Consider the following 12,811-nt stretch of genomic DNA (forward strand, 5'->3'; position numbering starts at 1 on the left):
GCCAGGATCCAGACCTCAAAACGCCCGATGCACCGCATCGGGCGTTTTGTATTTCAGGGCTTGGTGAGGGCGTTCCCGGTTATAGATGTCCACGGCCTCGCGCACCATCCGGCGGGCTTGTACCAGGTTCGCTGGAGTCTGGGTCAGCAGTTCGTTCTTCAGGATGCCGTTGACCCGCTCGGCCAGGGCGTTCTGGTAGCAGTCATAGCCATCGGTCATCGAGCAGGTAATGCCGTGCTGGGCATGCAGGCGTTGGTAATGCGCCGAGCAGTACTGGATGCCACGGTCCGAGTGATGCACCAGGGGCTGGCGCGTCCGGCGCCGCTGCAAGGCCAGGCTAAAAGCCCGGGCAACCGACTCGGCATGCAGCCCTTCATGGACATGGTGCCCCACGATCTTGCGCGAGTAGGCATCGGTGACCAGGCTCAGGTACAACGGGCCGCTTTGGCTGGGCAGGTAGGTGATGTCGGCGACCCAGACCCGTTCCGGCGCGTCGGGCTGCACTTGCTGCGGGCCGGGCTTGAGCAGATTGGGGTGGCGATAGAAGCGGTGAAAGCTTTGAGTGGTCTTGTGATACGCCCGCTTGGGCAAGATCAGCAGCCGGTGCTCGGCCAGCACGCGAAACAGGCGATCCCGCCCGACCCGCAGCCTCGGGTCGGCCTGACGCTGAAGCACGAAATGCAGTTTCCGTGTGCCCAGGCGCGGCTGACGCATCCGCAGGTGCCGCACGAACTGGGCGACCTGTCGATCCTGATGGCCGCGGCGATCCGCCGTCCGGTTGCGCTGGTAATAGGCCTGGCGACTGATGCCCATGAACTGGCAAGCCCTGCTAACGCTCAGCCCTTGGACTTGCCTTTGCGTGAGGACTTGCCGGTACGCTTTTTACGATGGAAACGCCGTAGTCGTTCTTCAGCACATCCACCACGGCCTCAAAGAACTGGGCCTTCTGGTTGGCTAGCTCCAGCTGCTGCTCCAGTTCCTTGATGCGTTGCTCGGGGGTCAAGGGTCGATCGGGCTCGGACACGGAAAGGCTCCTTGCGGTACGGATGGACGCCCCCTGGCTCCAATCCTGCCGACCGTGCTTGCGTAACCACACCAACACCGTCGACCGACCCTGGATGCCATAACGGGCCTGAGCCTCCTTGTAACTCATTTCGCCCTTTTCGACCTGGTCGACGACCGCCAATTTAAAAGCCAGCGTGTAATCGCGCTGGCTACGTCGTACACCTTGCGCCATGGGACGCTCCTGAAAACAAAGGCCAAGGTGTAAACCTTATTCAGGACGGGACACCAGGCAGAAAAAAGCCGGCTTTCGAGCCGGCTTTTTCTTGCCCGCGTTTCGGCCTACTTCACCAGCCGCCAGCAGAAGGGGTAGCGATAGGCCTGGCCTTCGTTGGCCTTGATGCCGGCGATGATGGTCAGCACCAGGGCGCCGATGCTCACCAGCCCCAGCAGCGGAAAGCCGATCACTATCAGCATCAGCAGGAAGCACAGCACCACCGCCAGCGCCACGGTGATCTGGAAGTTCAGCGCTTCCTTGCCCTGGGCATCGACGAAGGGATCGAGATCCTTCTTGATCTGCCAGACGATCAGCGGCCCCAGCAGGTTGCCGAAGGGAAACACCAGGCCGAGGAAGGCGGAGAAGTGGCAGAACATCGCCCATTGCCGCACTTCCCGGCTCGGCTCCTGATAGTGAGTGGGCTCGTCCATTCCTACGCTCCTCGTGCGGATGGGGGATGTCAGTCGGCCAGGGCCGCGCGCTGCAGCTCGAACAGCTCGTTCAAGCCCTTGCGCGCGAGGTCCAGCATGGCGGTCAGCTCTTCCGGCTGGAAGGGCGCACCCTCGGCAGTGCCCTGGACCTCGATGAAGCCGCCGGCATCGGTCATGACCACGTTCAGGTCGGTCTCGGCAGCGGCGTCTTCCAGGTAGTCCAGATCCAGCACCGGCTCGCCCTGATAGATGCCCACGGACACCGCGGCGACCATCTGCTTCAGCGGCTCGCCTTTCAGCGCACCGCGCTTCTTCAGCACCTTCAGCGCATCCACCAGGGCCACCATCGCACCGGTGATGGAGGCGGTGCGGGTGCCGCCGTCGGCCTGGATCACATCGCAATCGAGGTAGATGGTGTTCTCGCCCAGCTTGCTCATGTCCAGTGCGGCGCGCAGCGAGCGGCCGATCAGCCGCTGGATCTCCAGGGTGCGGCCACCCTGCTTGCCACGGCTGGCCTCGCGCTGGTTACGCTCGCCGGTCGCGCGCGGCAGCATGCCGTACTCGGCGGTCAGCCAACCCTGGCCCTGGCCCTTGAGGAAGCGCGGCACGCCGGATTCGACGCTGGCCGTGCAGATCACCTTGGTATCCCCGAATTCCACCAGTACCGAGCCTTCGGCGTGCTTGGTGTAGTTGCGGGTGATGCGGATCGGACGCAGCTGTTCGGCCGCGCGGCCACTGGGACGTTTCATCGGGGCTTACCTGTTCGGGAGAAATCTGCCCGCCATTATAGAGGCCCTGCGCCACGGGGGACATCGCTGCGTTGGGAGGCGTGGGCGCGCTGGGCTACAATCCTCTCCTTTGATCGTCGAAACCGAGAGGACACCCCATGGTGCACAGCATGACCGCCTTCGCCCGCGTCGAACGGGCCGGCCCCCACGGCACCCTGAGCTGGGAACTGCGCTCGGTCAACCACCGCTACCTCGAACCGCACCTGCGCCTGCCGGAAGCCTTCCGCGACCTCGAAGGCCCGGTACGCGACGCCCTGCGCCAGGGCCTGTCGCGCGGCAAAGTCGAATGCACCCTGCGCCTGGCCGAAGAAACCGCCGGCAAGCCCCTGCAGGTCGACCGTGAGCGCGCCGGCCAGTTGATCCAGGCCGCCGAGAGCGTCGCGGCACTGATCCAGCAGCCCGCCCCGCTCAATCCCCTGGAAGTCCTCGCCTGGCCGGGTGTACTGGTGGCCGACGCCGCCGATCCCCAAGCCCTGAACGCGGCCGCCATGGAAGCCTTTGCCCAGGCCCTCGGCGAACTGAAGAACGGCCGCGCCCGCGAAGGCGCCGAACTGGCCCGGCTGCTCAACGACCGGCTGGATGCCATGCAGGAGGAAGTCGCCGCCCTGCGCACCCTGGTGCCACAGATGCTGGCCGCCCAGCGGCAGAAAATCCTCGACCGCTTCAACGAGTTGAAGGCCGAGCTGGACCCGCAGCGCCTGGAACAGGAAATGGTCCTGCTGGCACAGAAGAGCGACGTGGCCGAGGAACTGGACCGCCTCGGCACCCACATCGGCGAAGTCCGCCGCGTGCTCAAGGCCGGCGGCGCCGCCGGTCGCCGCCTGGATTTCCTGATGCAGGAACTCAACCGCGAAGCCAACACCCTCGGCTCCAAGGCCTTCGACCCGCGCAGCACCCAGGCCGCGGTCAACCTCAAGGTGCTGATCGAGCAGATGCGCGAACAAGTCCAGAACATCGAGTAAGAGACTGCCTCCATGACCGCCACCCCCGGCACCCTGTACATCGTTTCCGCCCCCTCCGGCGCCGGCAAGACCAGCCTGGTCAAGGCGTTGATCGACGCCGAGCCGAACATCCGCGTCTCGGTGTCCCATACCACCCGCGGCATGCGCCCGGGCGAAGTGGACAGCGTGAACTACCACTTCGTCAGCCGTGAAAAGTTCGTGCAGATGCTCGAACACGGCGACTTCCTCGAACACGCCGAGGTCTTCGGCAACCTCTACGGCACCTCCCAGAGCCGCGTGCTGCAAACCCTGGCCGAAGGCCATGACCTGATCCTCGAGATCGACTGGCAGGGCGCCCAGCAGGTCCGCCACCTGATGCCCCAGGCCAAGTCCATCTTCATCCTGCCGCCGAGCCAGGAAGCCCTGCGTCAGCGCCTGGACAACCGTGGCCAGGACAGCGACGAAATCATCGAGCGCCGCATGCGCGAAGCGGTCAGCGAGATGAGCCACTATGTCGAATACGACTACCTGGTGATCAACGACGACTTCGCCACTGCCCTGGACGATCTCAAGGCGATCTTCCGCGCCAACCAATTGCGCCACGGCCCGCAACAGGTCCGCCATGGCGCCTTGCTGGCACAGCTGCTCGCCTGAGCCAGAGCCGCTCTATCGCCCCGATAGCTGGCCTTCGGACCCGCCATGGACCACACTCCGGGCAGGGAAGCGCCGAAAATCGGCGCTTCCCTATTTGGTGGCGATTTTTTAGACTATTCAGTCCGCTCGCCCATTCGGGCAAAGCATCAGCCATTCATTTCGTGCTACGAGGAACACCATGGCCCGCGTTACCGTTGAAGATTGCCTGGACAACGTCGACAACCGCTTCGAGCTGGTCATGCTCGCTACCAAGCGTTCCCGTCAGCTGGCCACCGGCGGCAAGGAGCCGAAGGTAGCCTGGGAGAACGACAAGCCGACCGTAGTCGCCCTGCGCGAAATCGCTGCCGGCCTGGTCGACCATGAAGTCGTCGCCCAGGAAGACATCGTCGAGGAAGAGCCGCTGTTCGCCGTATTCGAGGACGAGGCCAACGAGGCCCTCTGAATCCATGCCTGGTCGACGTCGCACGGCGCAGGGTAACCAAGGCCGGCAAGGAGACAGATCTTGCCGAGCATAGACGTCCTCGCCGAACGACTTTCGACCTACCTCGGCGCCGACCAGGTCAACCTGGTGCGCCGAGCCTACTTCTACGCCGAGCAGGCCCACGACGGACAGCGCCGCCGCAGCGGTGAGGCCTACGTCACCCACCCGCTCGCCGTCGCCAACATCCTCGCCGACATGCACATGGACCATCAGAGCCTGATGGCCGCCATGCTGCACGACGTGATCGAGGACACCGGCATCGCCAAGGAAGCCCTCAGCGCCCAATTCGGCGAGACCGTCGCCGAGCTGGTGGACGGGGTCAGCAAGCTGACCCAGATGAACTTCGAGTCCAAGGCCGAGGCCCAGGCCGAGAACTTCCAGAAGATGGCCATGGCCATGGCCCGCGACATCCGCGTGATCCTGGTCAAGCTGGCCGACCGCCTGCACAACATGCGCACGCTGGAAGTGCTGTCCGGTGAGAAGCGCCGGCGCATCGCCAAGGAAACCCTGGAAATCTACGCCCCCATCGCCAACCGGCTGGGCATGCACAGCATGCGCGTGGAATTCGAGGACCTGGGCTTCAAGGCCATGCACCCGATGCGCTCCGAGCGCATCCGCACCGCCGTGCGCCGCGCCCGTGGCAACCGCAAGGAAATCGTCAACAAGATCGAAGAGTCGCTGACCAACTGCCTGCGCCGCGAAGGCATGGAAGGCGAAGTCATCGGACGCGAGAAGCACCTCTACAGCATCTACAAGAAGATGCGCGGTAAACGTCGGGCGTTCAACGAGATCATGGACGTCTACGCCTTCCGCATCATCGTCGACAAGGTCGACACCTGTTACCGCGTACTCGGTGCCGTGCACAACCTGTACAAGCCGCTGCCCGGCCGCTTCAAGGACTACATCGCGATTCCCAAGGCCAACGGCTACCAGTCGCTGCACACCACCCTGTTCGGCATGCACGGCGTGCCCATCGAGATCCAGATCCGCACCCGCGAGATGGAAGAGATGGCCAACAACGGCATCGCCGCCCACTGGCTGTACAAGTCCACCGAGGACGACCAGCCCAAGGGCACCCACGCCCGCGCCCGCCAATGGGTCAAGGGCGTGCTGGAACTGCAGCAGCGCGCCGGTAACTCCCTGGAATTCATCGAGAGCGTGAAGATCGACCTCTTCCCCGACGAGGTCTACGTCTTCACGCCCAAGGGCCGGATCATGGAGCTGCCGAAGGGCTCCACCGCCGTGGACTTCGCCTACGCGGTGCACACCGATGTCGGCAACAGTTGCATCGCCTGCCGTATCAACCGCCGCCTGGCGCCGCTGTCCGAACCGCTGCAGAGCGGCGAGACGGTGGAGATCGTCACCGCGCCCGGCGCCCGGCCGAACCCGGCGTGGCTCAACTTCGTGGTTACCGGCAAGGCCCGCACCCATATCCGCCACGCCCTCAAACAGCAGCGTCGCTCCGAGTCCATCAGCCTCGGCGAGCGCCTGCTGAACAAGGCCCTGGCCGGCTTCGAGAGCCACTTGGAGAAGATCAGCCCCGAGCGCATCCAGGCCGTACTCGGCGAGTACCGCCTGGACGTGATCGAAGACCTGCTGGAAGACGTCGGCCTCGGCAACCGCATGGCCTATGTGGTCGCCCGCCGCCTGCTGGCCAGCGACGGCGAGCAATTGCCGAGTCCGGAAGGCCCGCTGGCGATCCGCGGCACCGAGGGCCTGGTGCTGAGCTACGCCAAGTGCTGCACGCCGATCCCCGGCGACCCCATCGTCGGCCACCTGTCCGCGGGCAAGGGCATGGTGGTGCACCTGGAAAGCTGCAAGAACATCGGCGAAATCCGGCACAACCCGGAGAAGTGCATCCAGCTGTCCTGGGCCAAGGACGTCGCCGGCGAATTCAACGTCGAGCTGCGCGTCGAGCTGGAACACCAGCGCGGCCTGATCGCCCTGCTGGCCAGCAGCGTCAATGCCGCAGACGGCAACATCGAGAAGATCAGCATGGACGAGCGCGATGGCCGCATCAGCGTGGTCCAGCTGGTGGTCAGCGTGCATGACCGCGTGCATCTGGCCCGTGTGATCAAGAAGCTGCGTGCGCTCAAGGGCGTGATCCGCATCACCCGCGTGCGCGCGTAGCCGATCCTCAAGACCCAAGGAGTTCTCATGAGCAAGACCGTTATCAGCAGCGACAAGGCCCCCGCCGCCATCGGCACTTATTCCCAGGCCATCAAGGCCGGCAACACCGTCTACATGTCCGGCCAGATCCCGCTGGACCCGAAGACCATGGAGCTGGTGGAGGGCTTCGAAGCCCAGACCGTGCAAGTGTTCGAGAACCTGAAGGCCGTGGCCGAAGCCGCCGGCGGCTCCTTCAAGGACATCGTCAAGCTGAACATCTTCCTCACCGACCTGTCCCACTTCGCCAAGGTCAACGAAGTCATGGGCCGTTACTTCGAGCAGCCCTACCCGGCCCGTGCCGCCATCGGCGTCGCCGCACTGCCACGCGGCTCCCAGGTGGAAATGGACGCCATCCTGGTCCTCGAATAAGACCACACCCTGCCACGGGCCATCCGGCCCGTGGCATCGTCCGGAAGGAATCCGCCATGCGCCACACCCTCCCCCTGCTGCTCTGCGCGGCCATTCTCGGTGGCTGTACCAGCGCCCCCAAGGACCCCAGCGGCATCTGGATCAACCAGGCGGCGATCAACGCCGCAGCCAAGGAGGGCAAGCTGCGCGAATCCCTGCTCGCCTACGGCCCGAACCTGGAGTGGCAGATCGACCAGAAGTCCGGGGAAGCCCACTACAGCAATGGATTCGAACTGGGTGAAGGGCGCCTCGCCGCCCAGGCGGACGGTAACTGGCGGGTGGATTTCTACGGCGATTACCACGAAGTCCTGAACCTGGACGGCCAGGAACTGGTCCAGCAGGCCAGCGAAAACCTCCCCGAGCAACGCTTCGTCCATCCGGAGAAGACTCCTGCCGAAGGCGCCCCGCCGGGCAGCGCCTTCGAGCACGCACTCTATGCCGCTTACCTGGGCGGCACCTGGAAGATCGTCGAAGGCCAGGGCCAGGGCGGCCTGGTCAGGTTCAACCCAGACGGCAGCCTGGAAGGCCTGCCGGGCGCCGACCGCTATGCGCTCTGCCTGGCTGGCGACTGTGCCGCCATGAGCGGTGAAAGCGACAGCATCTGGCTACAGCAAGGCAACCAGGGCGCGGCCTGGATCTTCGTCCACGACGGCGACGAACTGGAAATCCTCGAAGCCCGAAACCGTGCACAGATCGACGAGATGCCGGAGTACTTCCCCGGCAAGCGCGCCTGGCTGCTGGAGCGCGACTGAGCGCAACGGCCACGGTAGGTTGGGCTGAGCCTGAGAAGCCCAACGCGCCGTCCTCCTTGTGACCGCGAGGTACCGGGCTTCGCGCGCCACGCGCCAAGCTAGGAAAGAGCAAGCGCCCCGACCGCCAGCGAGATTCCGAGCGCCAGCAGCAGCGCTCCGCACAGGCGATCCAGTGCCCTGACCCGCCGCTGCAGCCAAGCGCGCCAGCGCGGATGGCCCAGCAGCCGCACCAGGGCCATGTCCCAGATCAGCACCACCGCCGTCATCCAGGCCATGCTCAGGGCCAGCCCCCAGCCGGGCATCGCCGTATGGCGCAGCACACCGAACAGCCCCGCGTAGAAGATCGGCAGCTTGGGATTCAGGCTACTGGCCAGCAGCCCCTCGGAAAACCCTTGCCGCCAGGCGCCGGGCACTCCCGCCTCGGCCTCCGGCAGCGCCAGCTCGCGGCGCGCCAACAGCGCCTGGACGCCGATCCACACGAAGTACGCGCCACCGGCCAACTGCAGCGCGTGCCAGAGCGGGCCGCCGGCGGACGGCAGCAGGCCGAGTGCCAGCAGCACCAGCAACATGCTCAGCAGGTTGGCCAGGGCGATACCTGCCGCACAGCCGTCGGCGTGGCGCAGCCCCTTCACCAGCCCGGCGCGCAGCAGCAGGAAGAAATCCGGCCCTGGCGACAGCAGGGCGGCGAAATGGGTACTGGCGACCAGCAGAAACAACGCGAGCATGGCATCGGGCCTCCGTGAAACACGGCGACCAGTGTCCAGGCCAGGCAAGCCGGCGGTCTTGGAGAAAACTCAGGTGCGGGCGGCGCGGCGGAACTGTCCGGGCGTCACCCCGGTGAAGCGCTTGAAGGTGCCGGAGAAGTGCGCCTGATCGTAAAAGCCGAGGGACAGCGCCACCCCTAGGGGAGGCAGGTCATCCAGCAGCAGGCGCTTGGCCTCACGCACCCGGCGTTGCAGCAGATAAGTATGTGGCGGCACCCCGTAGGCGCGGCGAAACGCCTCGATAAGGTGGCGGGGATGGCGCTGGACCAGACCGGCCAACTGCTCCAGGCTGACCGCTTCCGCGTAGTGCGCTTCCAGATAGTCGCGGAGAAACGCGGTAATTCCGCCATCCCGCGCAGCCGGAGCCGCCGCGCGCAAGCCGCCATGGCGCACGAATACCCGCTCCAGCACCTCCAGCAATTCGCTTTCCAGCGCCAGTGCATCGCCGCGCTCGAATTCGACTGCCAGCCGTGCGAGCCCCGCCGCCACCCGGCCATCGTCCGCCGGATTCAATTCGCGGAAGCCGCCAGGCAGGCGCTTGCGCCCGAGCAGCGCGGGCAGGCGCGATTCCTCGACATAGAGCATGCGATAGACCAGCCGCGCCGACTCGGCATGACCGGTATGGGGCTCCTCCGGATTCATCAGCGACAGCGTGCCGGCCGGCAAGGCATGGCGTGCCCCCCGACACTGGTAGCCGCCGACGCCCTGGAGGATGGCGCCGATGGCGAAGGCATCATGGCTGTGGCGACCGAAGGGCTGGCCGGAAAAATCTGCATGGAACAATTCCACCCCCGGCAGCCAGGGGCGGGCGAGCATCCGATTGGCGTCCACCGTCAGGCCTCGTCCAGGATGGCCGCGTAGCCCTCGCGGTAACTGGGATAACGCGGTGCCCAGCCCAGGGCGCGCGCGCGCGCATTGCTGCAGCGCTTGCTGCCGGAGCGGCGCACGGCGGACTCCTCGGACCAGCCGGTGACACCCATCCGCTCGCGCAGCCAGGCCACCACCTCGTGCAGCGCCGCCGGATCGTCGTCGACCCCGATATAGCAGTCGTCCAGCGCCACACCGCCGGCATCCGCCCGCAGCAAATGGGCCAGCAAGCCCGCGCAATCGTCCACATGGATGCGATTCGCGTACAGCGGCGGCTCGCTGACCACCCGGTAGCCCATGCGCACCTGCTTGAGCAGCCATTCGCGACCCGGTCCGTAGATGCCGGTCAGGCGCACGCAGGTCGCCGGCAGGCCGCTGCCCAGGGCCAAACGCTCCGCCTCCCGCATCAACTGGCCGGAATAGCTCTCGGCCACGGCGGGGGCGGTTTCGTCGATCCACTCGCCATCGCGCTGGCCATAGACCCCGCTGCTGGACACGAACAGCAGGCGACGCGGCTTCTGGCCGTGCGCGGCGAGCCAGGCGAGCACGTGGCGCAAGCCGTCGACATAGGCGGCGCGATAACCGGCGGCGTCATGCTGAGTCGCCGCCGCACAGTAGACCAGGTAGTCCAGCGGGCCCTCCGGCCACTGCAACGGGCAGCCAGCCTGCTCCAGATCCCCCGCCACTGGCAGGACGCCGGCAGGGAGCGCTGCGACAGTGCGCCGCAGGCCGTGAACCGTCCAGCCGGCCTGCAGCATTCGTTGCGCCAGACGACTGCCGACATCGCCGCAGCCGGCGATCAGAAGGGAAGCGGTATCGGACATCAGGGAAGGCTCCGAAAAAGTTGTCAGGATAGGGGGATGGCCGGTGATCGCCAAATCCCGCCGGCCGGGAAAAACGACGGGCGTTCGTATGATTGTTATTCAGTCACTTTTACAAACAAGAATTACTTGCAATAATGTAACCCCTTCGGTCCAGGCCGACGCTCCAGCGCCGACGGACGAAACCGCTTCCTTTTCTTCAGGTCCGGCCAGCATGAATCCCAACGCCCGCAACGCCCAGCCCCATATCGCCTCCCGCCCGCCACGCCTGCTGGCAGCCCTGTTGATCAGCCTGATGCTGACGCCCAACGCCTCCTTCGCGGAAGAGCCGACCGCCCAGTCCGTACCCGCACCTGCCAGCCAGGCGGCAGCCCCGGCTCCCATCGATACGGCCAATGCGCCCGCTCCGGCTGCCGACGGCGCCGTCGTACCGGCCGATGCCGCCGCCCAGGACCCGAACGCCCTGCCGGCCGATCCGCTGGCCGCCGAGGTGAAAGGCGAGCAGATGCTGGCCCATGACCTGTCCCCCTGGGGCATGTACCAGAATGCCGACATCGTGGTGAAAGCCGTGATGATCGGCCTGGCCCTGGCTTCGGTCCTGACCTGGACCGTGTGGATCGCCAAGGGCTTCGAGCTGCTGGCCGCCAAACGCCGGCTGCGCCGCGAGCTGGCCAGCCTGAAGGGGGCCCGCAGCCTGAGCGAAGCCGGCGAGAAGGCCGGCAGCGGCAACTGCGTCTCCCACCTGCTGGTACAGGACGCCCAGGAAGAGATGAAACTCTCCGCCAATACCCGCGAGAAGGAAGGCATCAAGGAGCGCGTCAGCTTCCGCCTGGAGCGCCTGGTCGCCGCCAGCGGCCGGCAGATGAGCCAGGGCACCGGCGTTCTCGCCACCATCGGCTCCACCGCGCCCTTCGTCGGCCTGTTCGGCACCGTCTGGGGCATCATGAACAGCTTCATCGGCATCGCCAAATCCCAGACCACCAACCTCGCCGTCGTCGCCCCCGGCATTGCCGAAGCCCTGCTGGCCACCGCCCTGGGCCTGGTCGCAGCGATTCCGGCCGTGGTGATCTACAACGTCTTCGCCCGCTCCATCGCCGGTTACAAGGCCCAGGTGTCCGACGCCTCGGCCCAGGTCCTGCTGCTGGTCAGCCGCGACCTCGACCATCACACGGCCGACCGTGGCCAGTCTCCGCACATGGTGAAAGTAGGCTGAGTCATGGGAATCCATCTGAACGATGGTGGCGATGATCTCCAGGAAACCCACGAGATCAACGTCACCCCCTTTATCGACGTGATGCTGGTGCTGCTGATCATCTTCATGGTCGCAGCCCCCCTGGCCACGGTCGACATCAAGGTCGATCTGCCGGCCTCCACCGCCAAGCCTGCCCCCAGGCCGGACAAGCCGATCTACCTGAGCATCAAGGAAGACAAGAGCCTGTACCTGGACAACGAGCAGGTCACCGAAGAGCAGTTGCCGGGCGTGCTGGACAAGCTGACCAACGCCGACAAGGACAAGACCATCTTCGTCCGTGGCGACAAGGTCGTGGAGTACGGCCGCCTGATGGAGGTGATGGACGCCCTGCGCGGCGCCGGCTACCTGAAGATCGGCCTGGTAGGACTCGAGACGGTCGGTACGCAATGAGCCAGGGCAAACGCAAGCTGTCGCAATGGGGCGTCAGCCTGGTCGTGGTGCTCGGCCTGCACATCGGCCTTGGCCTCTGGGCGCTCTATTGGCGCCCACAGGCTGCGCCGATCGAGCTGCCGCCCGCAGCCATGGTGGTGGAGCTGGAGCCGCTGCCGGCCCCCGCGCCCAAACCGGCACCACCCCCGCCGCCCCAGGTCGAGCCGGAGCCCGAACCGCTGCCCAAGCTGGTGGAAGCGCCGAAGCCGAAGATCGCCATCGCGCCCAAGCCGAAACCCAAGCCCAGGCCGCCGAAGCCCAAACCACCGGAACCCAAGCCGGAAAAGCCGCGGGAAACCGAAAGCGTGAAGGAAAGCGTCGCCGCGCCGACCGTCGCGCCCATCGACAGCAAGCCCGCCGCCCAGCAGCAGGCCGCCGCCAGTGCCCCGTCGGACGCCAAGCCGACCTGGCAGAGCAAGCTGCTCAGCCACCTGGCCCGCTACAAGCGCTACCCGGAAGACGCCCGCCGCCGTGGCTTCGAAGGCGTCAACCGCCTGCGTTTCGTGGTGGATGGCGAAGGCAAGGTGATCGCCTATTCCCTGGTGGGCAAATCCGGCAGCGCCTCGCTGGACCGCGCCACCCTGGAGATGATCCGCCGCGCCCAGCCGCTGCCGCCGCCCCCGCCGGAACTGCTGAACAACGGCTCCCTGGAAGTGGTCGCGCCCTTCGTCTACTCCCTGGACCGCCGCTGATCCCAAGCGCCCGCACCGCCCCGGCGCGGGCGCTTGGTTCCATTGACTCCAGCCGCTATGCTTGCCGGACTTCAATGGAAAAA

The 12,811-nt window shown here is 66.0% G+C and carries 15 protein-coding genes; 9 read left to right on the top strand and 6 right to left on the bottom strand.

What is annotated here, in order from left to right; all coding sequences use genetic code 11:
* Positions 1-15: 15 nt before the first annotated feature.
* The 3 genes from PJW05_RS26010 to rph form a co-directional block, all read right to left on the bottom strand.
* Positions 16-1,237, bottom strand: a protein-coding gene (locus PJW05_RS26010; protein WP_271408853.1) for an IS3 family transposase whose coding sequence is annotated in 2 segments (ribosomal slippage) — positions 16-883 and positions 882-1,237 — 1,224 coding nt in all. Because the reading frame shifts where the segments join, the coding sequence is not laid out codon by codon here.
* Positions 1,238-1,344: 107 nt separating this feature from the next.
* Positions 1,345-1,710: a DUF4870 domain-containing protein gene (locus PJW05_RS26015; protein WP_271409800.1), complete on the bottom strand. Its 366-nt coding sequence runs from the start codon at positions 1,708-1,710 to the stop codon at positions 1,345-1,347.
* Positions 1,711-1,739: 29 nt separating this feature from the next.
* Positions 1,740-2,459, bottom strand: a complete 720-nt coding sequence (rph, locus tag PJW05_RS26020) for a ribonuclease PH (RefSeq protein WP_271409801.1) — start codon at positions 2,457-2,459, stop codon at positions 1,740-1,742.
* A gap of 137 nt (positions 2,460-2,596) precedes the next feature.
* Here rph and PJW05_RS26025 point away from each other — a divergent pair, with 137 nt between their 5' ends.
* The 6 genes from PJW05_RS26025 to PJW05_RS26050 all read left to right on the top strand — a co-directional run bounded on the left by PJW05_RS26025 (position 2,597) and on the right by PJW05_RS26050 (position 7,903).
* Positions 2,597-3,460 carry a YicC/YloC family endoribonuclease gene (locus PJW05_RS26025; RefSeq protein WP_271409802.1) on the top strand — a complete coding sequence of 288 codons (864 nt, stop codon included), beginning with the start codon at positions 2,597-2,599 and terminating at the stop codon, positions 3,458-3,460.
* A 12-nt stretch (positions 3,461-3,472) separates the two neighbouring features.
* Entirely contained in the window at positions 3,473-4,093 is a 621-nt protein-coding gene (gene gmk / locus PJW05_RS26030) for a guanylate kinase (protein ID WP_271409803.1), read from the top strand.
* Positions 4,094-4,271: 178 nt separating this feature from the next.
* Positions 4,272-4,535, top strand: a complete 264-nt coding sequence (gene rpoZ / locus PJW05_RS26035) for a DNA-directed RNA polymerase subunit omega (protein ID WP_271409804.1) — start codon at positions 4,272-4,274, stop codon at positions 4,533-4,535.
* A gap of 60 nt (positions 4,536-4,595) precedes the next feature.
* A complete protein-coding gene (gene spoT, locus PJW05_RS26040; RefSeq protein WP_271409805.1) occupies positions 4,596-6,704 on the top strand; it encodes a bifunctional GTP diphosphokinase/guanosine-3',5'-bis pyrophosphate 3'-pyrophosphohydrolase in 2,109 nt (702 codons plus the stop codon).
* 27 nt (positions 6,705-6,731) lie between these two features.
* On the top strand, positions 6,732-7,112 hold the full coding sequence (locus PJW05_RS26045; RefSeq protein ID WP_077524919.1) for a RidA family protein: 381 nt from the start codon (positions 6,732-6,734) through the stop codon (positions 7,110-7,112).
* A 56-nt stretch (positions 7,113-7,168) separates the two neighbouring features.
* Complete coding sequence (locus PJW05_RS26050) at positions 7,169-7,903, top strand: hypothetical protein (protein WP_271409806.1); 735 nt, start codon at positions 7,169-7,171, stop codon at positions 7,901-7,903.
* A 98-nt stretch (positions 7,904-8,001) separates the two neighbouring features.
* Here PJW05_RS26050 and PJW05_RS26055 read toward each other — a convergent pair whose 3' ends face one another.
* The 3 genes from PJW05_RS26055 to PJW05_RS26065 form a co-directional block, all read right to left on the bottom strand.
* Positions 8,002-8,628 carry a LysE family translocator gene (locus PJW05_RS26055; protein ID WP_271409807.1) on the bottom strand — a complete coding sequence of 209 codons (627 nt, stop codon included), beginning with the start codon at positions 8,626-8,628 and terminating at the stop codon, positions 8,002-8,004.
* A 69-nt stretch (positions 8,629-8,697) separates the two neighbouring features.
* Positions 8,698-9,498 carry an AraC family transcriptional regulator gene (locus PJW05_RS26060; RefSeq protein WP_271409808.1) on the bottom strand — a complete coding sequence of 267 codons (801 nt, stop codon included), beginning with the start codon at positions 9,496-9,498 and terminating at the stop codon, positions 8,698-8,700.
* A 2-nt stretch (positions 9,499-9,500) separates the two neighbouring features.
* A complete protein-coding gene (locus tag PJW05_RS26065) occupies positions 9,501-10,358 on the bottom strand; it encodes an NAD-dependent epimerase/dehydratase family protein (protein WP_271409809.1) in 858 nt (285 codons plus the stop codon).
* Positions 10,359-10,569: 211 nt separating this feature from the next.
* Here PJW05_RS26065 and exbB point away from each other — a divergent pair, with 211 nt between their 5' ends.
* The 3 genes from exbB to PJW05_RS26080 are packed head-to-tail and all read left to right on the top strand — an operon-like array spanning position 10,570 to position 12,728.
* Positions 10,570-11,568, top strand: a complete 999-nt coding sequence (exbB, locus tag PJW05_RS26070; RefSeq protein WP_271409810.1) for a tonB-system energizer ExbB — start codon at positions 10,570-10,572, stop codon at positions 11,566-11,568.
* Positions 11,569-11,571: 3 nt separating this feature from the next.
* The gene (exbD, locus tag PJW05_RS26075) at positions 11,572-11,997 is read left to right on the top strand and encodes a TonB system transport protein ExbD (RefSeq protein ID WP_271409811.1); all 426 of its coding nucleotides are present in this window, start codon (positions 11,572-11,574) and stop codon (positions 11,995-11,997) included.
* Complete coding sequence (locus tag PJW05_RS26080; RefSeq protein ID WP_271409812.1) at positions 11,994-12,728, top strand: energy transducer TonB; 735 nt, start codon at positions 11,994-11,996, stop codon at positions 12,726-12,728. Before exbD ends, PJW05_RS26080 begins: the two co-directional genes overlap by 4 nt.
* Positions 12,729-12,811: the final 83 nt, after the last annotated feature.

This window comes from Pseudomonas sp. Q1-7 (assembly GCF_028010285.1).
Classification (GTDB): Bacteria; Pseudomonadota; Gammaproteobacteria; order Pseudomonadales; family Pseudomonadaceae; genus Metapseudomonas.